Below are 23,955 nucleotides of genomic sequence, written 5' to 3' on the forward strand. Positions count from 1 at the left end.
CGAGCATGAGTCTTGAACGCCCCGTCACACCCGATCCCTACCCGCTGCTGCCGTCCGCGCCGTCGTTCTCGGTGACGAGCTCTGACGTGACCGATGGTCAGCCCCTCAAGGACGACCAGGTCAACGAGTTCGGCGACTCCTCGCCGCAGCTGTCCTGGTCCGGCGCGCCCGAGGGCACCAAGTCGTACGTCGTCACGTGCTTCGACCCGGACGCCCCGATCGTGTCCGGCTTCTGGCACTGGGTCGCCGTCGACATCCCGGCCGACGTCACCGAGCTGGCGGCCGGCGCCGGCGCTTCGGACGACTCGCTGCCCGGCAGCGCGTTCCACGTACGCAATGACGGTGGCGGGCTGGCCTACATGGGCGCGGCTCCCCCGCCGGGTGACCAGGTGCACCGCTACTTCTACGTCGTGCATGCGGTCGGCGAGGACAGCCTCGGCGTCGACAGCTCGGCCTCGCCGGCCGTCGTCGGCTTCAACCTCGCGTTCAAGACGCTGGGTCGCGCGATCATCCACGGAACCTACCAGCACTGAGCCGAACTCCTTCGTTCCTTGAGCTTTGTCGAAAGGTCCTTTCGACAAGCTCAAGGAACGAGAACGCCCCTCGACCGGTTCGGTCGAGGGGCGTTCCTTTCGACGAGCTCAAGGAGCGAGGATCACGCCTTGGGAGGCTCCGGCGGTGCTGCCGGCGGCTCCTGTGCCGGCGGCGGCGGGGGTGTGCCGGCCTCGGGCTGGGCCGGGGGCTCGCCCGCGCTCGGCGACATCGGCGACTCGGCCGCCTTGGCCGCATCGAGCGCCTCCTGCACGGCATCGGCCGTGGCCTGCTCCTCGGGTGCGTCGTCCTCGATCGGCGCGTCGAAGTCGACGCGCGTCTTGCTGCCGCCACCGTCGACCGGGATCTTGCCGAGCGTGCCACCGAGCGTGCCCAGCGCCTTGGTCAGCTCCGCCGGGATGATCCACGTCGTGGCGTTGTCGCCCTCGGCGATCTTCGGCAGCATCTGGAGGTACTGGTAGGACAGCAGCTTCTGGTCGGGGTTGCCGTCGTGGATGGCCTGGAACACCGTCTGGATGGCCTGCGCCTCACCCTGCGAGCGAAGGATCTGCGCCTGACGGTCGGCCTGCGCGGTGAGGATCTGCGCCTGACGCTCGCCCTCGGCGGTCAGGATCGCAGACTGCTTCTGACCCTCAGCCGTGAGGATCGCCGACTGGCGCTCACCCTCGGCGGTCAGGATCGCGGCGCGCTTGTTGCGCTCGGCACGCATCTGCTGCTCCATCGCGTCGATGATCGACGGCGGCGGGTCGATGCCCTTGAGCTCGACGCGGTTGACGCGGATGCCCCACTTGCCGGTCGCGCTGTCGAGCTCGCCGCGCAGCCCGGAGTTGATCTGGTCCCGGCTGGTCAGCGCGTGCTCGAGGCTCATGCCACCCGTGATGTTGCGCAGCGTCGTCATGGTGAGCTGCTCGATGGCCTGGATGTAGTTGGCGATCTCGTACGTCGCGGCGACCGGGTCGGTGACCTGGAAGTAGATCACCGTGTCGATCGAGACCACGAGGTTGTCCTCGGTGATGACCGGCTGCGGCGGGAACGACACGACCTGCTCACGAAGGTCGATGACGTACCGCACCTTGTCGATGAACGGCACCACGATGTTGAGGCCCGCCGACAGGGTCGTGCGGTACTTGCCGAAGCGCTCGACGATGCCGGACCGCGCCTGGGGGATGATCTTGACCGTCATCGAGACGACCACGATCGCCAGGACGGCGACGAAGATGAGCACGATCAGTGCTGGGGACATTCAGGACTCCTTGGTGGTGACGACGGCGGTGGCGCCGTCGATCCGGGTGACGAGGACTTCGGTGCCGGTCTCGAACGTCTGGTTCTCGGTCGCAGCATGCGCGGACCAGACCTCACCGGCGAGCTGGATGCGGCCGTTGCGCATGTCGACCGGCTCGAGGACGACGCCGGTGCGACCGACGAGCGCTTCGTGGCCGGTCGTCAGCGTCGGACCGGCGTGCAGGCGCTCGACGATCGGCGGTCGCACGAAGTAGAGGAACGCGACCGAGACGATCGTGAACACGAGGATCGCGAGCCAGAGCGGCGCCCCGAACCCGGTCGCGACGGCCGCGGCGACGGCACCCAGCGCGAACATCAGCAGCACGAGGTCGAGGCTGAACACCTCGACGACAGCCAAGACGACGGCGATCCCCAGCCAGGTCGCCGAGGGATGGTCCTGCATCCAGTCGATCATGAGCTCTCCCGTGTGTCAGCGCCGCGATCTGCACGATGTCCGTATGCCGCCCGACGGGCGTTGTAGCGTCCACCTTCGTGCTGAAGCTGGATGCGTGACCCGAACGTCGTGCTCAGGGTCTCGCTCGTCAGCGTGGACTCGATCGGACCCTGGGCCACCACCTTGCCATCCCGAAGCATCAGGACGTGGGTGAATCCGACCGGAATTTCCTCGACGTGGTGCGACACCATCACCAGCACTGGCGCGTCGGTGGCGTGCGAGAGCACCTCGAGGCTCGCCATGAGGTCCTCGCGGGCGCCCAGGTCGAGGCCGGCGGCGGGCTCGTCGAGCAGCAGCAGCTCGGGATCGGTCATCAGTGCGCGCGCGATCAGCACGCGCTTGCGCTCGCCCTCGGAGAGCGTGCCGAATGTCCGGTTGGCCAGCGCCGTGATGCCCATCTCGCCCATCATCTGCGTGGCGCGGCGGTAGTCTTCCTCGTCGTACTCCTCCTGCCACCGACCCAGCACGGCGTGTGCCGCCGACACGATCGTGTTGCCCACGGACTCGGTCGGCGGGATGAGGTCGGCGACCGCGGTGCTGGTGTGACCGATGCGCGTACGCAGCTCGAACACGTCGACCTTGCCGAGCTTGCTGCCGAGGATCTTGACCTTGCCCTTGGTGGGATGCATCGCCGCGCTGATGATCTGCAACAACGTCGTCTTGCCGGCGCCATTGGGTCCGAGGACGACCCAGCGCTCGCCGTCCTCGGCGGTCCAGCTGACGTCCTCCAGCAGAACCTTTCCGGGCCGTACGACGCTCACCTTCGAGAGCTCGAAAGCGGCAGGCATACACACTCCTGGTCGTAGTTGGTGGCGGTGCAGTCAACCTATCGCGGGCACGCTGAGCGTCAGCGATAGCCTCGGGTGCGATGACTGATCCCGTGCCGACTCTGCACTTCAACGATCCGACCGTCCTGGTCACCCTCACGGGGCCCGACCAGAGCGGCGTGACGACGCGGCTGTTCGCCGACCTCGAACCGTTCGGCGTCGAGGTCATCGACGTCGAGCAGCTCGTCGTACGAGGCCGCCTCATCCTGAGCGCCCTGCTGACCGTGCCCGATGACCGGTCTCACCTCGAGAGCACGGTGCACGACGTCGGCGCCACCTTCGGTCTCGAGGTCGCGGTCGAGTACGGCACCGGTGACAACCGGGCTCGCCGGGTCGGCCGGTCCCAGGTCGTGATCCTCGGCGCTCCCCTGCGGCCTGCTGCGATGGCGGCGCTGGCGCAGCGGATCAAGGACGACGGCGGAAACATCGACCGCATCGTCCGCATGGCGCGCTATCCGGTGACCGCGATCCGCATGGAGGTCTCCGGCGCCGATCCCGACCAGCTGCAGGCCGATCTCGCCGCCGTCGCGTTCGAGCAGGGTGTCGACGTCGCGGTGCAGGAGAACGGCATCCTGCGTCACGCCCAACGGCTCGTCGTGATGGACGTCGACTCGACGCTGATCCAGGGCGAGGTCATCGAGATGATCGCTGCCCATGCCGGCTGCGAGGCCGAGGTCGCCGCGGTCACCGAGTCCGCGATGCAAGGGGACCTGGACTTCTCCGAGTCGCTCATCTCGCGCGTCGCACTGCTCGAGGGTGTCGAGGAGTCGGCACTCGACGAGGTCTACGAGTCGCTGACGTACGCCCCGGGCGCTCGCACCATGATCCGTACGCTCAAGCGTCTCGGCTACCGGTTCGCGCTGGTCAGCGGCGGGTTCACCCACATCATCGAGAGGATCGCCGCTGAGCTCGACATCGACTACTTCGCGGCCAACCAGCTCGAGGTGGTCGACGGTCGCCTGACCGGCAAGATCGTCGGCGACATCGTCGACCGGGCCGGCAAGGCCGAGGCGCTGCGGCACTTCGCCGAGCAGGCGCGCATCTCGGTCAAGAACACCGTGGCGATCGGCGACGGCGCGAACGACCTCGACATGCTCGCAGCGGCCGGCCTCGGCATCGCGTTCAACGCCAAGCCCCTCGTACGCGACCAGGCACGGACGTCGGTCAACGTGCCCTATCTCGACGCGATCATCTACCTGCTGGGCATCACCCGCGAAGAGGTCGAGGCCGCGGATGAGGCAGACCGAGGCTAGGCGCCGAGCACCGAGTCCAGCAGGCCGGGGAACCGGGCGTCGAGCTCGTCCTTGCGCAGGCTCACGAGCCGGCCACGTCCGTTCGGCACGTTGCGGACGATCCCGGCCTCGCGCAGCACCTTCATGAGGTGCGACTTGGTCGACTTGGGCAGATCAGGGTTGGTCGCCCCGCACGCCGCCATGTCGAGCGGTCCGGCCGCGACCTCACGGACGATCTCGAGCCGGGCCGGGTCGCTCAGGGCGAACAGGACGTCCGTCAGCGTCACGTCCGCGATCTCGGGGTGCTCCAGCTCATACGTTGCCATGGTTCGATAATACTTGAACAGTGGTGACATCGGGCGTACGGTGAAGGTTCCAATCTTTTCGAACCAACCGCACCGAGGCACACATGACCATCACACTGGATGCTCCCCGAGCCGTTCGCAAGCACACCACCGGGTTCGCGCTCGGCCTGTTCGCCTTCGTGGCGATGATGATCGGCGCCAGCGCGCCGTCGCCGTTCTACCCCGTGCTCCAGCAGGAGCTCGGCTTCTCGTCAGCGACCCTGACGGGCATCTTCGCGGTGTACGCGATTGCGCTCCTCGCGACGCTGCTCGTCACGGGGTCGCTCTCCGACCACGCCGGTCGTCGCCCCGTCCTCTCCGCCGGCTTCGTGTTGCTCGCGGTCAGCATGGTCGTGTTCTGGCATGCGGACTCGGTCGGGATGCTCTTCCTGGCCCGCGTCGTCCAAGGTGCCGCCAGCGGACTGTTGATGTCGTCGCTGAGCGCCGCTGTCGTCGATCTCGAGCCGGAGGACCGCCCCGGCGCCGCGGCGACGTTCAACAGCGTGAGCCCGCTTGCCGGCCTGGCCGTCGGCGCCCTGTTCGGCGGCATCGTGCTTGACCACGCCTCGGCTCCACTGGTCGTCGTGTTCGGCACCCTGACGGCGGTCTACGCGGCGCTCGCCGCGGCCGTGTGGCTGCTCCCGGAGACCTCACCGCGCCATGAGGGCCTCGTGCACTCCCTGCGCCCGCGAGTGGGCATTCCGGTGGCCGCTCGCCCGGCATTCCTGCGCAGCACTCCCGCTCTGGTCGCAGGCTGGGCGACGGGAGGCATCTATCTCTCCCTCGGCGCGCCGATCGTGGCGCGGGAGCTCGGCGGCACGGACCACGTCGAGCAGGCCCTGGTCGTCACAGTGCTCACCGGCGTCGGCGCGATCGCAAGCTACGTCGCGCGCCGCGAGTCCTCCCGATGGATCACGATCTTCGGCACGACGGCGCTCGCCGTCGGCACGGCGTTGACCCTCGTCGCCCTGGCGATGGGATCGTTCTGGGCGTTCGTCGCTGCAGCCGTCGTCGCCGGCGCAGGCTTCGGCACCGCGTTCCTCGGCATCATGCGATCGATCACGCCTGTGGTCGGTCCGCACGAGCGCGGCGAGCTGTTCGCCGCGGTGTTCGTCGTCAGTTACCTGGCGTTCGGCATCCCTGCCGTGGCAGCCGGAATCGCCGCACCGCACATCGGCCTGGCCACCACGACGTACGTGTACGGCGGCCTGGTCGTCGTGCTGTCGGGCGCCGCAGCGGCGCTGCGGCGGTATGGCTCGACGGACTAGTCGAGTCGCGTCGTCGGCGTACGAGGTTTCGTCATCGGACGCCTTCGGCGTGATCGCTCAACCTGAGTTCACGCTCGCTCGGCTCACTCATCGTCTTCGAGGCGGAAGCCGATCTTCATCGTCACCTGGTAGTGCGACACGGCCGCGTCGGTGATCTGTCCGCGGATGTCGGTGACCTCGAACCAGTCGAGGTGGCGCAGGGTCTGTGCGGCCCGCTTGATGCCGTTGTCCACGGCTTCGGTGACGCCGTCGGGAGAGGTGCCGACGATCTCGGTGACACGGTAGGTGCGATCAGTCATGTGCCGAGCGTACGACCACCAGCCCTGCACGTCCGAGGGGCCTCGGACTCGATCCCACGCCCGGAGCTGTGCGACGTAGAGTGGAGGTGTGCCCCCAGAACCGCGAAAGCAGCAGGTCTTCTCGATCACGAGCGCTGCCGAGTCGCAAAGCGCCGACCGGGGTCGGCGCGAGCGCCGTTACGCCATCTCCATGGGCATCCGCACGCTCTGCTTCATCGGCGGCGTCATCGTCCTGACGACCGTTCCGTCGCCGTGGTCGCGGTTCGGCTGGGTCCTGTTCGTCGGAGCGGTCTTCCTGCCCTACACGTCGGTCGTGCTGGCCAATGCCGGCGTACGCAAGAAGGGCGCCGGGCCTTCGCCGTTCGGGCCGGAGACCAAGGGCCAGCTCGAACCACCCGCTGCACCCAAGCTCGACCGTGAGTGACGCACTGATCTGCTCGGCCAAGGGGTGCACGGCCGAAGCGACGCATCAGCTGCTCTGGAACAACCCCAAGATCCACACGCCCGACCGGCGCAAGACGTGGCTTGCGTGCGACGACCACGAGGAGTCGCTGCGATCCTTCCTGTCGGCCCGGGGCTTCTGGAAGGAAACGGTCCCGGTCTAGCCGCCGATGGAGGACATCGGGCGGGCCGACTGCAGGAAGCTCGGGTCGTCAATGCCGTGACCGGGCAACTTGGTCATCATCGCGGCGGTCCAGCGGCGCGCGATCTCCTCGTCGGAAGAACCGGAGCGCAAGGCCGTACGCAGATCTGACTCCTCGCGGGCGAAGAGGCAGTTGAGGATCTGCCCGTCGGCGGTCAGGCGTACGCGGTTGCAGTCGCCGCAGAAGGGCCGGGTGACCGAGCCGATGATGCCGACCGTGTGCGGCCCGTCGTCGACGAGGAACTTCTCGGCCGGGGCCGATCCGCGCCCGTCGAGGCCGGTCAGCCGGAAGTGCTCACCGAGCAGCGTGAGGGTCTCGTCAGCGGTGACCATTGCCTCGCGGTTCCAGCCGTGCTGGGCGTCGAGCGGCATCTGCTCGATGAACCGCAGCTCGTAGTCGTGCTTCATGCACCACCGCAGCAGGTCGGGCGCCTCGGCGTCGTTGATGCCGCGCAGCAGGACGGCATTGACCTTGACGGGCGCCAGGCCTGCCTCACGCGCAGCGGCGAGGCCGTCGATGACGTCGTGCAGCCGGTTGCGGCGGGTGATCTGCTCGAACGTCGCCGGGTCGGTCGTGTCGAGACTGATGTTGACCCGGTCGAGCCCGGCCGCGGCCAACGCCTTGGCCGTGTGCTTGAGGCCGAGGCCGTTGGAGGTCATCGCGGTGCGTGGATTGGACGGCAGCGCCTTGGTGGCCGCGACGAGCTCGGGCAGGCTGCGGCGCAGCAGCGGCTCGCCGCCGGTGAAGCGCACGTCGCGGATGCCCAGTATCTCGACGCCGATGCCGATCAGGCGCATCAGCTCGTCGTCGGTGAGCGTGTCCTCGCTCGGCATCCAGTCGAGGCCCTCGGCCGGCATGCAGTACTGACACCGGAGGTTGCAGCGATCGGTCAACGACACGCGCAGGTCGGTGGCGACCCGGCCGTGTGTGTCGATGAGCTGCATGGAGACCATCCTAGGTGCGCGCGGCGAACCCGGCCGACCCACTCTTGACCTGCACAACTACCGTCGTCTTGTGTACCGCTTCCTGCTGAGCGTGCGGTGGATCGGATTCGCGGTCTTCGTCATCGTCCTCGCCGCCGTATGCACCCGTCTGGGGTTCTGGCAGATCCATCGGCTCGAGCACCGGCTCGACCAGAACAAGATCATCACGACGCACCTCAAGGCCCAGCCGGTCGACCTGGCGAAGGTGCTCAGCACCGGTGACACGGTCGATGACGAGAGCGAGTTCACCCGCGTACGCGCCACCGGCACGTACGACGTCGAGCACCAGGTCACGGTCAAGTTCTCGACGCGGGACGGCGCCCCAGGCGTCGACGTCGTCACGCCGTTCGTGCTGTCGTCAGGCGAGGCCGTGCTGGTCGATCGCGGCTGGCAGGAGTCCGAGAACACCGTGGCCCGGCCGAACGTACCTGCTCCCCCGTCCGGCGAGGTCACGATCACCGGTTGGCTGCGGCAGAACAACGGCGCCACCGGCGACGCGATCCTCCCGATCAAGGGGCAGATCCGCGCAATCTCCAGCGTCGGCTTCGCCAAGTCGGTGCCGTACGACCTGCTGGGCGGCTACCTCAACCTGCGATCGGAGGACCCGGCTCCGGCCAAGAAGCTGGCGGCCGAGCCGGAGCCCGAGCGTGGCCAAGGCCCCCACTTCTTCTACGCGTTGCAGTGGTGGTTCTTCGCCCTGCTCGCGGTCGTCGGCTACTTCTGGTTCGCGAGGTCAGAGGCCAAGGAACGCCGCAACCCGACCCGCATCGACGGGTTTGCGAGGACCGAGTGAGCGCAGCGAACGACCGCCCGAGCAGGTTGAGGTGCGAGCGAGCTCTGCGAGCGAGCCTCGAAACCCCGCAAGCCATCCGGCGCGGATGAGCCATCCCCTGGCCGACGTGATCGAGAACGCCGCCAGCGGCCGATTTCCCGCGGTCGACGGTGGCTGGCACCGGGTGGACCCGTGGAAGCCGGGAGTCGAGGCCGTGGTCGCCTTCACGGGGCACGCCGTCTTCGCGGTGCGCGCCGACACGACCGACGAGTCGCTGGCCGATCTGGGGGCGGACGGATTCGGCGGAGCACACGACCCGCGGCTGCTCGCCGAGCTGGCCGGACCCGACGGCTGGATCGACAGCCTCGACGTGCTCCTGGTCCACCGAGGTCTCGGCTCGGCTACCACGACGTCGGCACTGGTGCCGCGACCCGACCTCGCGGCACATTCCCGTGTGGAGTTCGCGGCCAGCAACCGTGACGATGTGCGGGTGTTCGGGTTCGAGGATCCGCGCCGGTCGGCGGTCGCGGTGCTCGCCCGCGGTGTGGCGGGGTTGACGGAGATCAGCTTCGAGCTAGACCCCGATCATCGGGGCGGCGCGGGCACTGCGTTGGTGCAGGACGGCCTGAGGCTCATCCCCGAAGGAGAACTCGTCATCGCGGCCGCCGCGCCGGGCAATGCTGCAAGCTTGCGCGCATTGCTCGCCGCGGGCTTCGTTCCCGTGGGCTCGCTCCAGCTCTTCCGGCGCGGCTAGGCCAGGCTGACGAGGTCGGCGTAGTCGTCGGACCAGTGGTCCTCGTCCCCGTCGGGCAGCAGTAGCACGCGGTCGGGCTCGAGGGCCATGACCGCGCCCTCGTCGTGCGAGACGAGCACGATGGCGCCCTCGTACGTACGAATGGCCCGCAGGACCTCTTCACGGGATGCCGGATCGAGGTTGTTGGTCGGCTCGTCGAGCAGCAGGACGTTCGCGCTCGACACGATCAGGCTCGCGAGCGCCAGGCGGGTCTTCTCGCCACCTGACAGCACGCCGGCGGGCTTGGAGGTGTCGTCGCCGCTGAACAGGAACGAGCCGAGCACGCTGCGCGCCTCGACGTCGGTCAGCTGCGGCGCCTGCGCCTGCATGTTCTCCAGCACCGTGCGCGAGGTGTCGAGCGTCTCGTGCTCCTGGGCGAAGTAGCCGATCTTGAGCCCGTGTCCGGGCTGGATCTCCCCGGTGTCGGGTTCGAGCGTGCCGGCGAGCATGCGCAGCAGCGTGGTCTTGCCGGCGCCGTTGAGGCCGAGCACGACCACGCGGCTGCCCTTGTCGATCGCCAGGTCGACGTCGGTGAAGATCTCCAGCGATCCGTACGACTTGGAGAGACCCTCGGCCATCAACGGCGTCTTGCCGCATGGAGCGGGCTTGGGGAACTTGATGTTGGCGACCTTGTCGACGACGCGCTCACCCTCGAGGCCGGCGACGAGCTGTTCGGCACGCCGCAGCATCTGCTGAGCGGTGGCTGCCTTGGACGCCTTGGCGCGGAACTTGTTGGCCTGGCTCGTCAGCTGGTCGGCCTTCTTGACCGCGATCGCACGCTCGCGCTTGCGGCGGTGCTCATCGGCCTCGCGCTGCTTGACGTACGACTTCCAGCCCATGTTGTAGATGTCGATCGTGGCGCGGTTGGCGTCGAGGTAGAGGACCTTGTTGACAGTCTCCTCGATCAGCTCGACATCGTGACTGATGATGACCAGTCCGCCGCTGAAGTTCTTGAGGAAGCCGCGCAGCCAGACCACGGAATCGGCGTCGAGGTGGTTGGTGGGCTCGTCGAGGAGCAGCGTGTCGGCGTCGGAGAACAGGATGCGGGCCAGCTCGATGCGGCGCCGCTGTCCGCCTGAGAGCGTCGACAGCGGCTGCTCGAGGACGCGATCCGGCAGGCCGAGGGCCTTGGCAATCGTCGCGGCCTCCGACTCCGCGGCATACCCGCCGCCGGCGCCGAAGATCGTGTCGGCCCGGGTGTAGGCCTTCATGGCCTTCTCCGCGGTCGCCGGGTCGGGCGAGCCCATGTCGATCTCCGCCTTGCGCATCGCCGTGAGCGCCTCGTCGAGTCCGCGCGCGCCGAGGATGCGGTCGCGAGCGGTGGTCTCGAGGTCGCCGGACTTGGGGTCCTGCGGGAGGTAGCCGATCTTGCCGGTCGACGTGATCGAGCCCTCGGCAGGCTGGCCGTCGCCGGACAGCATGCGCGTCAGGGTCGTCTTGCCGGCGCCGTTGCGACCGACGAGGCCGATCTTGTCGCCCTTGTCGACACGGAACGAGACGTCGGACATCAGGACGCGCGCGCCGAAGCGCAGCTCCACATTGGAGACGGTGAGCATGGGAGAACTTTCAGATCAGGGTGTGCGAACAGGCCGGCGTACGTACGCCGGTCTCATTCCCGCTGATGAAAGGTCACCGACCCAGTCTACGGGCTTCACGACGCCGATTCGGACCGTATGGCTGTGCGCTACGTCCCACTGGTGGACCAGCGTTCGCCAGGGAGGCCGCCCGCGGCCGACGCCTCGACACGACCTACCAGCGCTGGGGAGTACGCTCGCGAGGTTTCGTCACCTGGCGGCTTCGCCGCGATCGCTCAACCTGGTTGAGGCGCAATTCGCGCTGAGCGCGAATTGACCTCAACCAATGTTGAAGCCGAGGGCTCGCAGCATCTCGCGGCCGTCGTCGGTGATCTTGTCCGGGCCCCACGGCGGCATCCAGACCCATTCGATCCGGAAGTCGTTGACGATGCCGTCGAGGGCAGCGCGGGTCTGGTCCTCGATGACGTCGGTCAGCGGGCAGGCCGCCGAGGTGAGCGTCATCGAGAGCACCGTGTTGCTGTGCTCGTCGACGTCCGCGCCATAGACGAGGCCGAGGTCGACGACGTTGATGCCGAGCTCGGGGTCGACGACGTCCTTCATGGCCTCGAGCACGTCTTCCTTGGTCGTCGCACCGGCAGGCGCGAGGTCGACGTCGGGCAGGTCGCTGTGGTCGGTGGTCATTTCGGGTCTCCCGTGGTTGACGATGTGGTGACGAGGGCCTGCGAGACGGCGTCCTTCCAGGCCATCCAGCCCAGAAGCGCGCACTTGATGCGGCCGGGGAACTGGGCGACGCCGGCGAACGCGATGCCGTCCTCGAGGATCTCCTCGTCGGGCTCGATCTTGCCCTTGCCGTGCATGAGGGTGTTGAACTCGTCGAGGATCGCCATGCCCTCCTCGACGTTCTTGCCGACGATCAGGTCGTTGAGCACCGAGGTCGACGCCTGGCTGATCGAGCAGCCCTGAGCGGCATACGAGACGTCCGAGACGGTGTTGCCGTCGAGGTGCACGCGCAGCGTGATCTCGTCTCCGCAGGACGGGTTGACGTGGTGCACCTCGGCCTCGAAGGGCTCGCGCAGTCCCGCGCCGTGGGGTCGCTTGTAGTGGTCCAGGATGATCTCCTGGTAGAGCGAGTCCACGTTCATCGCATCAGTCATCGCTAGCCTCCGAAGTACTTCTTCGTATGGTGCAACGCCTCGACCAGGCCATCAATTTCCTCAGTCGTCGTGTAGAGGTAGAACGACGCGCGGGTCGTCGACTGCACCCCGAAGCGCTGGTGCGCCGGCTTGGCGCAGTGATGGCCGGCGCGTACGGCCACACCGCGCGAGTCGAGCAGCTGTGAGACGTCGTGCGGGTGGATGTCGCCGAGCGTGAAGCTGATCGCTCCCCCGCGGTCGACGGCTTCCTTGGGTCCGACGATCGTGAGACCGTCGATCTCCTGCAGGGCGCCCAGGGCGTACGCCGTGATGGCCTGCTCGTGCGCCGCGACGTTGTCCATGCCGATGGCCGAGAGGTAGTCGACCGCTGCGCCGAGGCCGACCGACTGCGCGATCGGCGGCGTCCCGGCCTCGAAGCGTGCCGGCGGCGGGGCGTACGTCGACTGCGCCATCGTGACGGTCTCGATCATCTCGCCACCACCGAGGAACGGCGGCAGCTCGGCGAGCAGGTCGTAGCGGCCCCAGAGCACGCCGATGCCGGTCGGGCCGACCATCTTGTGCCCCGTGAACGCGACGAAGTCGGCACCGAGCGCCGCGACGTCGACCGGAAGCTGCGGCACGGCCTGTGACGCGTCGACGACGACCAGCGCGCCGACCGAGTGCGCCTTGGCGATGATCGCGTCGAGCGGGTTGATCGTGCCGAGCATGTTGGACACCCAGGCGACGGAGACGACTGCGGTCTGCTCGGTGATGAGCGTGTCGATGTCGTCGAGGTCGAGGCGGCCCTCGTCGGTGACGCCGAACCACCGCAGTGTCGCGCCCGTGCGCTGGCTGAGCTGCTGCCACGGCACGATGTTGGAGTGGTGCTCCATCTCGGTGATGACGATCTCGTGGTCCTGGCCGATGCGACCGGAGTCACCGAGGGTGCGGGCCACCAGGTTGAGCGCCTCGGAGGCGTTCTTGGCGAACACGACCTCGTCGCGGCTCGGCGCGCCGATGAACGCGGCGACCTTGTCGCGGCCCAGCTCGAACGCTGCGCTGGCCTCCGCACCGAGCTGGTGCATCGCGCGGGCGACGTTGGCGTTGTGCTGCCGGTAGTGGTCGTCGATCGCGTCGATGACCTGCACCGGCTTCTGCGACGTGTTGGCGCTGTCGAGGTAGACCAGCGGGAAGTCACCGGCCAGGCGACGGCCCAGGATCGGGAAGTCCTCCCTGATCCTGGCGACGTCGTACGTCTGGGTTCCCTCGACGATCGTCATGCCTGTGCCGCGGCCTTCACGTACTTGTCGTAGCCCTCGGCCTCGAGCTGGTCGGCGAGCTCGCGGCCACCGCTCTCGGCGAGACGTCCCGCGACGAACACGTGGACGTAGTCGGGCTTGATGTACTGCAGGATGCGCGTGTAGTGCGTGATCAGCAGGACGCCGCGATCACCCTGGGTGCTATAGCGGTTGACGCCGTCGGAGACGACCCGCAGCGCGTCGATGTCGAGGCCCGAGTCGGTCTCGTCGAGCACGGCGAACTTGGGGTTGAGCAGCTCGAGCTGGGCGATCTCGTGGCGCTTCTTCTCGCCACCGGAGAATCCCTCGTTGACGCTGCGCTGGGCGAACTCCTTGTCGAGCGTGACGCGCTCGAGCGCCTCGTTGACGTCCTTGACCCAGGTGCGGAGCTTGGGCGCTTCGCCGTCGATCGCGGTCTTGGCCGTACGCAGGAAGTTGGCGACCGAGACGCCGGGAACCTCGACGGGGTACTGCATCGCGAGGAACAGGCCGGCGCGGGCGCGCTGGTCGACCGTCATCGAGAGGATGTCGACGCCGTCGAGCGTCACCGACCCGCTCGTGACGTCGTACTTGGGGTGGCCGGCGATCGAGTAGGCCAGCGTCGACTTGCCGGAGCCGTTGGGGCCCATGATGGCGTGGACCTCGCCGGACTTGACCGTGAGGTCGACGCCTTTGAGGATCTCCTTGTCGCCTTCCTCGGTCTTGACCGAGACGTGAAGGTCCTTGATCTCAAGGGTGGACATGTGCTTCAGCTCCTGGGTGAGAGGTCGACCATGACGGTGTCGCCCTCGATCTGTGTGGGGTAGGTGGGTACGGGTTCGGTGGCGGGGAGGTTGACCGGCTTGCCGGTGCGGGCGTCGAAGCGGGATCCGTGCAGCCAGCACTCGATCTCGCAGCCCTCGACCTCACCCTCCGACAGCGGGATCGACGCGTGCGAGCACTCGTCACGCAGCGCGTAGATGTCTTCGCCGTCGCGTAGCAGGGCGATCTCCTCGCCGTCGACCTCGACGGCAAGCACGCCCCCCTGGGGTACGTCCGCCAGCGCGGCGGCCGCGACGAAGCTCATGCGAGGCGTCCTACGTGCTCGGCCAGCTCCTCCTCGATGGAGGCGACCAGGCGCTCCTGCAGGGACGGCACGCCGATGCGGCGGATGATGTCGTTGAAGAAGCCGTGCACGACGAGTCGGCGGGCTTCCTCCTCCTCGATGCCGCGGCTCTGCAGGTAGAACAGGTGCTCGTCGTCGAAGCGGCCGGTCGTGGACGCGTGACCCGCGCCCTCGATGTCACCGGTCTCGATCTCGAGGTTGGGCACCGAGTCGGCCTTGGCGCCGTCGGTCAGCACGAGGTTGTCGTTGCTCTCGTACGTCAGGATGCCCTCGGCCTCCTTGCGGATCAGGACGTTGCCGATCCAGACCGTGTGGGCGTCCTTGCCCTGGAGCGCGCCCTTGTACTCGACGTTGCTCTTGGTGCGCGGCGCCGTGTGGTCGACGAACAGACGGTGCTCGATGTGCTGGCCGGCATCGGCGAAGTAGACGCCGAGCATCTCGACGCTGCCGCCGGTGCCGAGGTAGTCCGCCGAGGTGCTCGCGCGTACGACATCGCCGCCGAGCGAGACCGCGATGTGGCGGAGCTCGGCGTCGCGGCCGACCCGGGCGTGCTGGGTGACGACGTGGACGCTGTCGTCGTTCCAGTCCTGGATCGTCACGAACGTCAGCTGGGCGCCGTCCTCGAGGACGACCTCGATGTTCTCGGCCCACGTGGCCGAGCCGTCGTAGTCGACGACGACGACGGCCTTGGAGAACTGGCCGGCGCGTACGAGCAGGTGCCCCGCAGCGGCCTTCTCGAGGCCCTCGCCGTGCAGGCGGATCGTGGTGGGCTCATCGATAACGGCGTTGGCCGGGATCGTCACCTCGAAGACCGACTGGGCGGCTTCCCAGGCGCGGGCCGACACGCGGTCGACGGGCACATAGCCCGAAGCGCCGCGCGCGGAGTCGGCCGCGGGCACGGAGACCGCGGTGACGCCGTCAGCGGCGTCGACCTCGACCTTGAAGTCGTCGCCGTCGAGCGGGGTGTCCTGGTGGAGGCCGCGGAGACGCTTGAGCGGGGTGAATCGCCAGATCTCCTCGAGGCCCGACGGGACCGCGTGGTCCTCGACGTTGAAGGACCCCTCAGGGTGCAGGTGAGACTCGACCGGGCTGAGCTCGAGTGCCTCAGCGACGGTTTGCGTGGCGGTCAACCGACAGCCCCTTCCATTTGCAGTTCGATCAGGCGGTTGAGCTCGAGCGCGTACTCCATCGGCAGCTCACGCGCGATGGGCTCGACGAAGCCGCGGACGATCATCGCCATGGCCTCGTCCTCCTCCATGCCTCGCGACATGAAGTAGAAGAGCTGGTCGTCGCTGAGCTTGGAGACCGTGGCCTCGTGGCCGAGCGTCACGTCGTCCTCGCGGACATCGACGTAGGGGTAGGTGTCCGAGCGGCTGATCTGGTCGACCAGGAGCGCGTCGCACTTGACCGTGCTGGCCGAGCCCTCGGCGCCCTCGAGCACCTGCAGCAGGCCACGGTAGGACGTACGTCCGCCGCCACGGGCGACCGACTTGCTCAGGATCGAGCTCGACGTGTTGGGCGCGGCGTGGACCATCTTGGCGCCGGCGTCCTGGTGCTGGCCCTCGCCGGCGAACGCGATCGACAGCGTCTCGCCGCGCGCGTGCTCACCCATGAGGTAGACGGCGGGGTACTTCATCGTGACCTTGGAGCCGATGTTGCCATCGACCCACTCCATCGTGGCGCCCTCTTCGCAGACGGCGCGCTTGGTCACGAGGTTGTAGACGTTGTTGGACCAGTTCTGGATCGTCGTGTAGCGGACGCGGGCGCCCTTCTTGACGACGATCTCGACGACCGCGGAGTGCAGCGAGTCGCTGGAGTAGATCGGCGCGGTGCAACCCTCGACGTAGTGCACGTACGAGTCCTCGTCGGCGATGATCAGCGTGCGCTCGAACTGGCCCATGTTCTCGGTGTTGATGCGGAAGTAGGCCTGCAGCGGGATGTCGACGTGGACGCCCTTGGGCACGTAGATGAACGAGCCACCGGACCACACGGCCGAGTTGAGCGCAGAGAACTTGTTGTCGCCGACCGGGATGATCGTCGCGAAGTACTCCTTGAACAGCTCGGGGTGCTCCTTGAGCGCCGTGTCGGTGTCGAGGAACAGGACGCCCTGCTCCTCGAGGTCCTCACGGATCGAGTGGTAGACGACCTCGGACTCGTACTGAGCGGCAACACCCGACACGAGGCGCTGCTTCTCGGCCTCGGGGATGCCCAGTCGGTCGTACGTGTTCTTGATGTCATCAGGAAGGTCGTCCCACGTCGCGGCCACCTTCTCGGTGGAGCGCACGAAGTACTTGATGTTGTCGAAGTCGATGCCGCTGAGGTCTGAGCCCCACGTCGGCATGGGCTTGCGACCGAACAGCTTGAGGCCCTTGAGGCGCAGGTCGAGCATCCACTCGGGCTCGCCCTTGAGCGTCGAGATGTTGCGGACGACGTCCTCGCTCAGGCCGCGCTGCGACGTGGCGCCGGCATCGGTCTTGTCGGACCAGCCGAACTCGTAGCGGCCGACATCCTTGAGGCCGGGGTTGGCCTCTTCGATGGCATTGGGTGCGTTGGTCTCTGACGTTGTCGTCATGAGGGCAACCTCTCTGCTGGGGTGGTCTTTGGCAGGTGGGTCGTGCAGACACCATCGCCATGGGCGATCGTGGCGAGTCGCTGCACGTGGGTGCCGAGGAGACGCGCGAACATCTCGGTCTCGGCCTCGCACATCTGGGGGAACTCCTCGGCCACGTGGGCGACCGGGCAGTGGTGCTGGCACATCTGGGTGCCTGCGGGGGTGGAGCCGACCGATGCGGCGTAGCCGTCGGCGCTGAGCGCCTCGGCGAGCACCTGGGGACGCTGGTCGGGGTCGGCCATGGCCAGGAGCGGGCGGTAGCGCGCCTCGGTGTCGGCGAGCCGGTGGCGGGCGAACTCCATGACGGCGTCGTCTCCCCCGGTCTCGGCAAGGTAGCGCAAGGCGCCGGCAGCCAGCACGTCGTACGCGTGGCCGAAGTGGTCGCGACCGGCGTCGGTGATGACGAAGACCTTGGCCGGGCGGCCGCGTCCGCGCTGCCCGGTGACTCGCTGGTCGCGCGTCGCGAGGACACCGTCGGCCAGGAGCTGGTCGAGGTGCCGGCGTACGGCGGCGGGCGTCAGGTGCAGCTGGACCGCGAGGTCAGCAGCCGTCGACGGGCCGTTCTGGAGGATCGTCGTGGCGACCCGCTCCCGGGTCGGAGCGTCGTCAACCACCGACGCGTCGTCCGAACCGGTGTATTTCACAAGACAAGTGTGCCTTTATTCACCAAGCCGATTCAACGAAGGTGAACCTAACCCCGTACGTCGACGCGAACAGCCTTGTCCGCCGCCGTCTCGTCGCCGTGACCGGGCCACCAGGCGTGGTGGCCGATCAGGGCTGTGAGGGCAGGGGTCAGGAACATCGCCATGACGAATGCCGACACGAAGATGCCGAACGACAGCGCGAAGCCCATCGACGTGATGAGCGAGTTACCGCCCAGCATCAGGGCCGCGAACGTGCCCGCGAGGATGACGCCGGCTGCCGCGATCGTGGGACCCGCATGGCGTACGGCCTGCGCTGCCGCGTCGCGTGGATCTCGTCCCTCACGCGCCTCCTCGCGCAGCCGCGCGATCATCAGGATGTTGTAGTCGGTGCCGAGCGCCACGACGAACAGGTAGATGTAAATCGGCAGCATGAAGATCAGGCCGTCGAGACCTTGGATGTGCTGGAACACGATGACGGTGGCGCCGAGGGTCGCCCCGAAGCCCAGACCGACCGACGCCATGAGGTACCACGGCGCGACGAGGCTTCGCAGCAGCAGGGCCAGGATGATCATGATCACGACCGCGGCGACCGGGAAGACGACCGAGTAGTCGCGGTTCATCGCCTTGTGCATGTCGACGAACACCGACGTGGTGCCGCCGACGAACGCTTCGCTGCCGTCCGGCGCAGCCGCATGCGCGGCGTCCCGGATCGGGCCCTTCACGTCGGCGATCGCCGCGTCAGAGGTCGGGTCATGGTCGAGCAGCGCGTTGTAGACCGCAGTCTGCCCGTCCTTGGACAGGACTCCCGGCGCAACCTGGGCGATGCCCTCGGCCTTGCCGAGGTCGGTCGCGAACGCATCGACCGCGGCTTGGTCGAGCTTGCTGCTCGAGTGCAGCAGGACCGTCGTCGGGTCGGTCACTCCGGCGGGCAGGCCCTTCTCCAGGGTCTTGATCGCCTTGGTGGACTCGACGTCCTTGGGCAGGCTCGAGTTGAAGTCGAACGACGGGTTGAAGCCGATCGTGAACGATGCCAGCACGGCGAGCAGCAGTCCGGCGGCTCCGGCGAACTGCCCGGGGTGCTTGCCGAGGGCGTTGCCGATCGAGGCGAAGCGGGTGCCGGCGGGCTCATCACGCCACTTCTTCGACGGCCAGAACAGAGCTCGGCCGAGCAGCGTCAGCAGCGCCGGCACGAGCGTGAGCGCCGCCAGCAGGGTCACGGCGACGGCAATTGCCAGCGCCGGGCCGATCGATCGGAAGATGCTGAGGCTGGACAGCACCAGCGCCATGAACGACACGATGACCGCGCCACCGGCAGACGCAATGGCCTCGCCGGCGCGCTCGAGCGCGGCACCGATGGCGATCTTGGTGTCCTCGCCCGTGCGTAGGCGTTCGCGGTAGCGGAACAGCAGGAACAGGATGTAGTCCGTGCCGATGCCGTAGAGCACGACGATCAGAATGACCTGGATCGAGCTGTCGGCCTTGAGGTCGAAGATGTCGTTGGCCCAGGCGATCAGCCCGGTCGCGATGAACGACACCAGGGTCACGACGACGATCGGCAGCAGGCAGATGATGACGCTGTGGAAGATCAACGCCAGCAACACGATGATCAGGACGATGGTGGCCAGCCCGACGATCTGCATCGTCTTGGCGGAGGAGTCCTCTGAGTCGAGGGTCTGGGGCGCGGCTCCGGTCATGCGAAGCTGGAGGTCGGTGTCCTTGACCAGCGGTTTCGCGTCCTTGCGCAGCTCCTTGGCCGCGTCCATCGACTGGGTGTCATAACCCGTCGCGTCGTCGGCCAGCCCGATCACAGCAATCTGGACGAGCTTGTTGTCCGACGGCGGCTGGACGGCACCCGGGCTGAACGCCTTGGCGAGCGTGCCGTTCAGGTCATCGACGACCGACTCGACCTTGGCGCTGTCCTCGGCAGTGAGCTTGCCGCCGTCCTTGCGGTCGAACACCAGGATCGCGCCGGGCTGGTCCTGGCCCGGAAAGGCCTTGTCCTGGAGGTTCGCCGCCTCGATCGACTCGTAGTGCTTGGGCAGGAACTCGGACTCGTCGGTGGTGGCCTTCAGACCAGGCGCAGCCGAGATCACGACCACCGCGAGGGCGATCCAGATGCCGAGGACGATCCAGGGACGACGAGTTACGAAACGACCGAGAGCGGAGAACATGTCTCAAAAACTATCGTTGCAAGGGTCAGCCGCCCACGCGGGGTCGGATACGTTTCCCAACATGAACGAGCATCCCTCGATAGCCCGCTTTCGCGCCGAGCTCTCCAGCCGCGGCGGGACCGGTCGGATCGTCGTCCTGCCCGACTCGGTGCACACGGCGGCGCTCGCGGCTGAGGCGCTCGGTTGCGAGGTCGGCGCGATCGCCAACAGCCTGCTGTTCGCCGCGTCGACCCGGGCGGGTGAGACGGTGCCGGTCCTCGTGCTCACGTCCGGCGCGCATCGGGTCGACACCGACAAGGTGGCGGCCGCGATCGACGTGCTCGCCCTCAAGCGGGCCAAGCCGGAGTTCGTGCGCGAGCACACCGGGCAGGTCATCGGCGGCGTGTCGCCCATCGCCCACCCGGGGCCGATCCGGACGTTCCTGGACCCTGCACTGCGGGCGTACGACGAGATCTGGGCGGCCGCTGGCCATCCCGCTGCCGTCTTCTCCACGACGTACGACGAGCTGCGCGTGATGACCGGTGCGCGGGAGATCGCCGTCAACTGACGGGCCGTCAGCCCTCGATGGATCCTGCGGGCAGCGTGGCAGCATCGGCGGCTCGAGTGCCGGCATCCCATCCGTCGGCGTCGAACATCGCGCGGCGCGATCCGGTCGTGACATGCGGGAAAAGCCGTTCGAACTCACCGTCGATCGCATCGGCACGACGCTCGAACACCGGGACCAGGTCGGCTCCGTAGGTCGCCGCAGCCTCGGCGAAGGACGTGGCGAGCCGCTCGCCGATTCGCGTCGCATAGGCGCTGAGGAACGCCTTGCGGAACGACGACGACCTCTCCCCTGCACTCGGCCTGGCGCGCTGCCCGGCTTGCGTCATGGCCCTCGTGGCCTGCACCAGGGTCGAGGTGAACAACATCTCGACCTGCTCGAGATCGGTCGGCACACCCAGGAGCGTCATGCACGAAGCGAAGTCGTTCCACACTGCGCGCACCTGGTTGGCCCGGGCGATCACGTCGAGCAGGCGAGCCTTCTCCAGTGCGTACGGATGGTCGATCAGGACTCTGATGCCTTGGACGTCGACGATCTGCCCTGCCTCTTCGGCCAACAGCGCCTCGTCGATCGCGTGCCGGGTCATGATGTCCTGGGCCTTGGCCGTGAAGGCTTCTGCTTCAGGAGCGAACTCGGTCGATTCAGCCTTGGCCAGCAGCGCTCGGACGCGTGCGACCGTCTTGGCGTGCTCCTCACTCGCGGGCGCCGATGCCGTTCGTCGAGCGCGCCCCCACTGGGACGGCGGGGGCGTGAGCAGCTGAGAGCGCGGCAGGTCGTGCATGAAGTCGAGCGCGATCAGGGCAATCACCCAGTCGGCTTCTGACGCGTCGCCGCCTGGGCTCAGCAGGCTCGCCGAATCGCCGGCGCCGCCCTGGCGGGCGGCGAGCAGGCTGAGCTGGACCCGCCAGACGTCTGGAGCCCGCTGCATGGCGCGGGACCGCTGGGCGTCGACGAGTACTGCGCGGGCAAGCCAGCCCGCTGCTGAGAAGGACGTACGCCTTCGGGCGGCGTGCACCAGATCCTGGGGCTGCCAGCCGTACTCCCACGCCTGGGCCAGCCGTGACAACACCTCGTCGACCACCAACGCGGCCGGGTTGACCTGTGGACTGTCGGCATCAGCCGCCAGTTGGTTGAGCTGCCTGATGCGAGACCCGGCGGCTCTCGGCGCCGCGACCGCGTAGCGAGCGGCCATCGAGATCAGATCGATCAGCTCGGCCTGCGTGACACCCGGTCGCCAGGTGCCTGTGCCGACTGCATGCGACGCGGGCCGAGGCGTGCTCCCGTGCGTTCGTCGACGGGCCTCACGGCGCTTGCGGCTGTTCTTCCCCATTCCTCCATCCTTGCGGCATGGGCGGACGTCTGGCCAGACCAGATCGACGCCAGTGGAGATCGGAGCGTAGCGACGGTAGCTGTGGAGATCGCCCTTCCGCACAGGACCAGCCTCACAGGACCAGGCCCCACCCCGCCATAGAGTGATGCCATGGCGAGTGATGCGGTCGAGATCGAGGCCGGCGGGCGCAGCGTCCGGGTCTCGAGTCCCACCCGGGTGATCTACGAGGCGACCGACTTCTCCGCCGAGGTGAGCAAGCTGATGGTCGCCGAGTACTACGTCGCGGTCGAGGACGGTCTCATGCGTGCGCTCCGCGACCGCCCGGTTGCCCTGGAGCGCTGGCCCAAGGGCGTGCGCGAGGGCATGGTGATGTCGACACGGGCCGACAGCCACGGCGACGCGTTCTACCAGAAGCGCATGATGCGCGGCGCTCCCCCGTACGTCGAGAGCACCCGCATCCTGTTCCCGTCGGGTCGCATCGCCGACGAGATCTGCATGACCGAGATCGCCACGGCGGCCTGGGCGGCCCACATGGGTGCCATCACGTTCCACCCGTGGCCGACGCGTCGCGACGACAACGACCGGCCGGACGAGCTGCGCATCGACCTCGATCCATTCGGGTCAGCCACGTTCGCCGACGCCGTACGCATCGCGGGTGTCGCACGGGAGCTGTTCGACGAGCTCGGCATCCGGGCGTTCCCCAAGACCAGTGGCAAGCGCGGCATCCACGTCTACGTACGCATCGAGCCCTTGTGGACGTTCACCGACGTCCGGCATGCCGCGATCGCGCTGGCCCGCGAGCTCGAGAAACATACGCACGGGGTCACCACTGCGTGGTGGAAGGAGGAGCGCGAGAACAACGTCTTCGTCGACTTCAACCAGAACTGCCGCGATCGCACGATCGCCTCGGCCTACAGCCTGCGGCCCGCGCCCGGTGCGACCGTCTCGACGCCGGTCACGTGGGACGAGCTGGCGACCCTCGACGACCCGCGGGTGTTCACGCTGCACACCGTGCCTGACCGGCTGGCCTCGCAGGGCGACGCGTGGGCGGAGATCGACGACGTCCACCACTCACTGCGCCCGCTCCTCGACCTCTGGGACGCCGATCCGGTCGAGATGCCGTACCCGCCGGAGTACCCGAAGATGCCGGGCGAGCCCAAGCGCGTACAGCCGAGCAAGGACACCCGCAACAAGAAGCAGGTCGTCGACGACTGACGCGGACATCCTGTGCCGATCCACGGGGGCTGCACAGGCGGTTCCGGGGTCATCTGCCTACAGTGGGCAAGTGGACCCGACGCCAGCGCGGATGGATCTCGGTCGCCTCATCGAGCGAGCCGATGGCGACTTTGCCTCCCAGGACGCACAGCAGCTCCGCCAGGACTTCACCCGCTTCATGATGCGCTACAAGTTCGGCATGGAGGAGATCGTCACCAAGCTGTCGATCCTGCGCGACGAGTTCGCCCACCTGCACGACACCAACCCGATCGAGCACGTCTCGTCCCGGCTCAAGAACCCCGAGTCGATCGTCGAGAAGATGGGCCGCAAGCAGTGCGAACCGACCTTCGAGTCGATCGCCGAGCGGATCACCGACATCGCCGGCGTGCGCGTGACGTGCAGCTTCGTGTCGGACGTCTACACGATCTTCGACCTGCTGACCGGCCAGTCGGACGTACGAGTCGTCGAGGTGCGCGACTACATCAAGACGCCGAAGCCGAACGGCTATCGCAGCCTGCACGCGTTGATCGAGGTGCCGGTGTTCCTCAGCGACGGTGAGGTGCCTGTCTTGGTCGAGGTGCAGATGCGCACGATCGCGATGGACTTCTGGGCGAGCCTCGAGCACAAGATCCACTACAAGTACCGCGAGGACGTGCCCCAGTCACTCCTCGACGGGCTCAAGGAAGCCGCCGAGACCGCCGGCGAGCTCGACGCGACGATGGAGCGGCTGCACACCGAGGTCAAGACCGCGGGCGAGCTGCCCGCAGCCCTCAAGGACGAGCTGACCAAGAACACCAACGCGGTGCCCGACGATCAGCTCATCCAGCGGTTGCGTCGCCTCAGCAGCTGACCCACCGAGATTTGGCGGAGTACCAACCGTTCGAGGCCTCAAGCATGGCGCAAACGGTTGATCCGCCGCC

Annotated in this window: 27 protein-coding genes; 10 read left to right on the forward strand and 17 right to left on the reverse strand. The window is 67.7% G+C overall.

Features of this window, described 5'->3' with window-relative positions; genetic code table 11:
- Positions 1-5 precede the first annotated feature (5 nt).
- A complete protein-coding gene (locus BOSE46_RS12250) occupies positions 6-533 on the forward strand; it encodes a YbhB/YbcL family Raf kinase inhibitor-like protein (protein WP_159540504.1) in 528 nt (175 codons plus the stop codon).
- 122 nt (positions 534-655) lie between these two features.
- On the opposite strand, the gene BOSE46_RS12255 is transcribed toward BOSE46_RS12250, so the two are convergent.
- From BOSE46_RS12255 to BOSE46_RS12265, 3 genes are read right to left on the reverse strand one after another with little or no spacing between them, the layout of a single operon-like run.
- Positions 656-1,795, reverse strand: a complete 1,140-nt coding sequence (locus tag BOSE46_RS12255; protein ID WP_159540505.1) for an SPFH domain-containing protein — start codon at positions 1,793-1,795, stop codon at positions 656-658.
- The gene (locus BOSE46_RS12260) at positions 1,796-2,248 is read right to left on the reverse strand and encodes an NfeD family protein (RefSeq protein WP_159540506.1); all 453 of its coding nucleotides are present in this window, start codon (positions 2,246-2,248) and stop codon (positions 1,796-1,798) included.
- Positions 2,245-3,075, reverse strand: coding sequence for an ABC transporter ATP-binding protein (locus BOSE46_RS12265; protein ID WP_159540507.1), 831 nt, complete (start codon positions 3,073-3,075; stop codon positions 2,245-2,247). Before BOSE46_RS12265 ends, BOSE46_RS12260 begins: the two co-directional genes overlap by 4 nt.
- A gap of 80 nt (positions 3,076-3,155) precedes the next feature.
- Here BOSE46_RS12265 and serB point away from each other — a divergent pair, with 80 nt between their 5' ends.
- Complete coding sequence (serB, locus tag BOSE46_RS12270) at positions 3,156-4,367, forward strand: phosphoserine phosphatase SerB (protein ID WP_159540508.1); 1,212 nt, start codon at positions 3,156-3,158, stop codon at positions 4,365-4,367.
- Here the strand turns inward: serB and BOSE46_RS12275 are convergent.
- Positions 4,364-4,672: a helix-turn-helix domain-containing protein gene (locus BOSE46_RS12275; protein ID WP_159540509.1), complete on the reverse strand. Its 309-nt coding sequence runs from the start codon at positions 4,670-4,672 to the stop codon at positions 4,364-4,366. The two genes, serB and BOSE46_RS12275, sit on opposite strands and share 4 nt — an antisense overlap.
- An 83-nt stretch (positions 4,673-4,755) precedes the next feature.
- Here BOSE46_RS12275 and BOSE46_RS12280 point away from each other — a divergent pair, with 83 nt between their 5' ends.
- Positions 4,756-5,958, forward strand: a complete 1,203-nt coding sequence (locus BOSE46_RS12280; protein WP_159540510.1) for an MFS transporter — start codon at positions 4,756-4,758, stop codon at positions 5,956-5,958.
- Positions 5,959-6,041: 83 nt separating this feature from the next.
- On the opposite strand, the gene BOSE46_RS12285 is transcribed toward BOSE46_RS12280, so the two are convergent.
- Positions 6,042-6,257, reverse strand: a complete 216-nt coding sequence (locus BOSE46_RS12285; protein ID WP_159540511.1) for a dodecin — start codon at positions 6,255-6,257, stop codon at positions 6,042-6,044.
- A gap of 88 nt (positions 6,258-6,345) precedes the next feature.
- Here BOSE46_RS12285 and BOSE46_RS12290 point away from each other — a divergent pair, with 88 nt between their 5' ends.
- Complete coding sequence (locus BOSE46_RS12290) at positions 6,346-6,681, forward strand: DUF3099 domain-containing protein (protein WP_159540512.1); 336 nt, start codon at positions 6,346-6,348, stop codon at positions 6,679-6,681.
- A complete protein-coding gene (locus BOSE46_RS12295; RefSeq protein WP_236551739.1) occupies positions 6,674-6,862 on the forward strand; it encodes an acetone carboxylase in 189 nt (62 codons plus the stop codon). Before BOSE46_RS12290 ends, BOSE46_RS12295 begins: the two co-directional genes overlap by 8 nt.
- On the opposite strand, the gene moaA is transcribed toward BOSE46_RS12295, so the two are convergent.
- Positions 6,859-7,845 (reverse strand): GTP 3',8-cyclase MoaA, encoded by a 987-nt coding sequence (gene moaA, locus BOSE46_RS12300; protein WP_236551740.1) that lies wholly within the window; start codon positions 7,843-7,845, stop codon positions 6,859-6,861. The genes BOSE46_RS12295 and moaA overlap by 4 nt on opposite strands.
- Here moaA and BOSE46_RS12305 point away from each other — a divergent pair.
- The gene (locus BOSE46_RS12305) at positions 7,844-8,677 is read left to right on the forward strand and encodes an SURF1 family protein (RefSeq protein WP_159540514.1); all 834 of its coding nucleotides are present in this window, start codon (positions 7,844-7,846) and stop codon (positions 8,675-8,677) included. The genes moaA and BOSE46_RS12305 overlap by 2 nt on opposite strands.
- Positions 8,678-8,762: 85 nt before the next feature.
- Positions 8,763-9,410 carry an N-acetyltransferase gene (locus tag BOSE46_RS12310; RefSeq protein WP_159540515.1) on the forward strand — a complete coding sequence of 216 codons (648 nt, stop codon included), beginning with the start codon at positions 8,763-8,765 and terminating at the stop codon, positions 9,408-9,410.
- Here the strand turns inward: BOSE46_RS12310 and BOSE46_RS12315 are convergent.
- From BOSE46_RS12315 to BOSE46_RS12360, 10 genes are all read right to left on the reverse strand, one after another.
- Positions 9,407-11,005 carry an ABC-F family ATP-binding cassette domain-containing protein gene (locus BOSE46_RS12315; RefSeq protein ID WP_159540516.1) on the reverse strand — a complete coding sequence of 533 codons (1,599 nt, stop codon included), beginning with the start codon at positions 11,003-11,005 and terminating at the stop codon, positions 9,407-9,409. The two genes, BOSE46_RS12310 and BOSE46_RS12315, sit on opposite strands and share 4 nt — an antisense overlap.
- Before the next feature lie 297 nt (positions 11,006-11,302).
- Positions 11,303-11,665: a metal-sulfur cluster assembly factor gene (locus tag BOSE46_RS12320; RefSeq protein ID WP_159540517.1), complete on the reverse strand. Its 363-nt coding sequence runs from the start codon at positions 11,663-11,665 to the stop codon at positions 11,303-11,305.
- Positions 11,662-12,126, reverse strand: coding sequence for a Fe-S cluster assembly sulfur transfer protein SufU (gene sufU / locus BOSE46_RS12325; RefSeq protein WP_159542707.1), 465 nt, complete (start codon positions 12,124-12,126; stop codon positions 11,662-11,664). The genes BOSE46_RS12320 and sufU overlap by 4 nt, the downstream gene beginning before the upstream one ends.
- Before the next feature lie 14 nt (positions 12,127-12,140).
- On the reverse strand, positions 12,141-13,397 hold the full coding sequence (locus BOSE46_RS12330) for a cysteine desulfurase (protein WP_159540518.1): 1,257 nt from the start codon (positions 13,395-13,397) through the stop codon (positions 12,141-12,143).
- Positions 13,394-14,158 (reverse strand): Fe-S cluster assembly ATPase SufC, encoded by a 765-nt coding sequence (gene sufC / locus BOSE46_RS12335; RefSeq protein WP_159540519.1) that lies wholly within the window; start codon positions 14,156-14,158, stop codon positions 13,394-13,396. The genes BOSE46_RS12330 and sufC overlap by 4 nt, the downstream gene beginning before the upstream one ends.
- Before the next feature lie 5 nt (positions 14,159-14,163).
- Positions 14,164-14,481 (reverse strand): non-heme iron oxygenase ferredoxin subunit, encoded by a 318-nt coding sequence (locus tag BOSE46_RS12340; RefSeq protein ID WP_159540520.1) that lies wholly within the window; start codon positions 14,479-14,481, stop codon positions 14,164-14,166.
- A complete protein-coding gene (gene sufD, locus BOSE46_RS12345) occupies positions 14,478-15,650 on the reverse strand; it encodes a Fe-S cluster assembly protein SufD (protein ID WP_159540521.1) in 1,173 nt (390 codons plus the stop codon). The genes BOSE46_RS12340 and sufD overlap by 4 nt, the downstream gene beginning before the upstream one ends.
- Positions 15,647-17,092, reverse strand: coding sequence for a Fe-S cluster assembly protein SufB (gene sufB / locus BOSE46_RS12350; RefSeq protein ID WP_159540522.1), 1,446 nt, complete (start codon positions 17,090-17,092; stop codon positions 15,647-15,649). The genes sufD and sufB overlap by 4 nt, the downstream gene beginning before the upstream one ends.
- The gene (locus BOSE46_RS12355) at positions 17,089-17,775 is read right to left on the reverse strand and encodes a metalloregulator ArsR/SmtB family transcription factor (protein WP_159540523.1); all 687 of its coding nucleotides are present in this window, start codon (positions 17,773-17,775) and stop codon (positions 17,089-17,091) included. The genes sufB and BOSE46_RS12355 overlap by 4 nt, the downstream gene beginning before the upstream one ends.
- Before the next feature lie 47 nt (positions 17,776-17,822).
- Positions 17,823-19,946 (reverse strand): MMPL family transporter, encoded by a 2,124-nt coding sequence (locus tag BOSE46_RS12360; RefSeq protein WP_159540524.1) that lies wholly within the window; start codon positions 19,944-19,946, stop codon positions 17,823-17,825.
- A 61-nt stretch (positions 19,947-20,007) separates the two neighbouring features.
- Between BOSE46_RS12360 and BOSE46_RS12365 the strand changes: the two genes are divergently transcribed.
- Positions 20,008-20,493 carry a YbaK/EbsC family protein gene (locus tag BOSE46_RS12365; protein ID WP_159540525.1) on the forward strand — a complete coding sequence of 162 codons (486 nt, stop codon included), beginning with the start codon at positions 20,008-20,010 and terminating at the stop codon, positions 20,491-20,493.
- 7 nt (positions 20,494-20,500) lie between these two features.
- Here BOSE46_RS12365 and BOSE46_RS12370 read toward each other — a convergent pair whose 3' ends face one another.
- Positions 20,501-21,820 (reverse strand): DUF2786 domain-containing protein, encoded by a 1,320-nt coding sequence (locus tag BOSE46_RS12370; protein ID WP_159540526.1) that lies wholly within the window; start codon positions 21,818-21,820, stop codon positions 20,501-20,503.
- Positions 21,821-21,970: 150 nt separating this feature from the next.
- Between BOSE46_RS12370 and BOSE46_RS12375 the strand changes: the two genes are divergently transcribed.
- Both BOSE46_RS12375 and BOSE46_RS12380 read left to right on the forward strand, forming a co-directional pair.
- Positions 21,971-23,035, forward strand: coding sequence for a DNA polymerase domain-containing protein (locus tag BOSE46_RS12375; RefSeq protein WP_159540527.1), 1,065 nt, complete (start codon positions 21,971-21,973; stop codon positions 23,033-23,035).
- A gap of 70 nt (positions 23,036-23,105) precedes the next feature.
- Complete coding sequence (locus BOSE46_RS12380; protein ID WP_236551741.1) at positions 23,106-23,885, forward strand: GTP pyrophosphokinase family protein; 780 nt, start codon at positions 23,106-23,108, stop codon at positions 23,883-23,885.
- The last annotated feature ends 70 nt before the right edge of the window (positions 23,886-23,955 follow it).

The organism is Aeromicrobium sp. 9AM (assembly GCF_902506105.1).
Lineage (GTDB): Bacteria > Actinomycetota > Actinomycetes > Propionibacteriales > Nocardioidaceae > Aeromicrobium.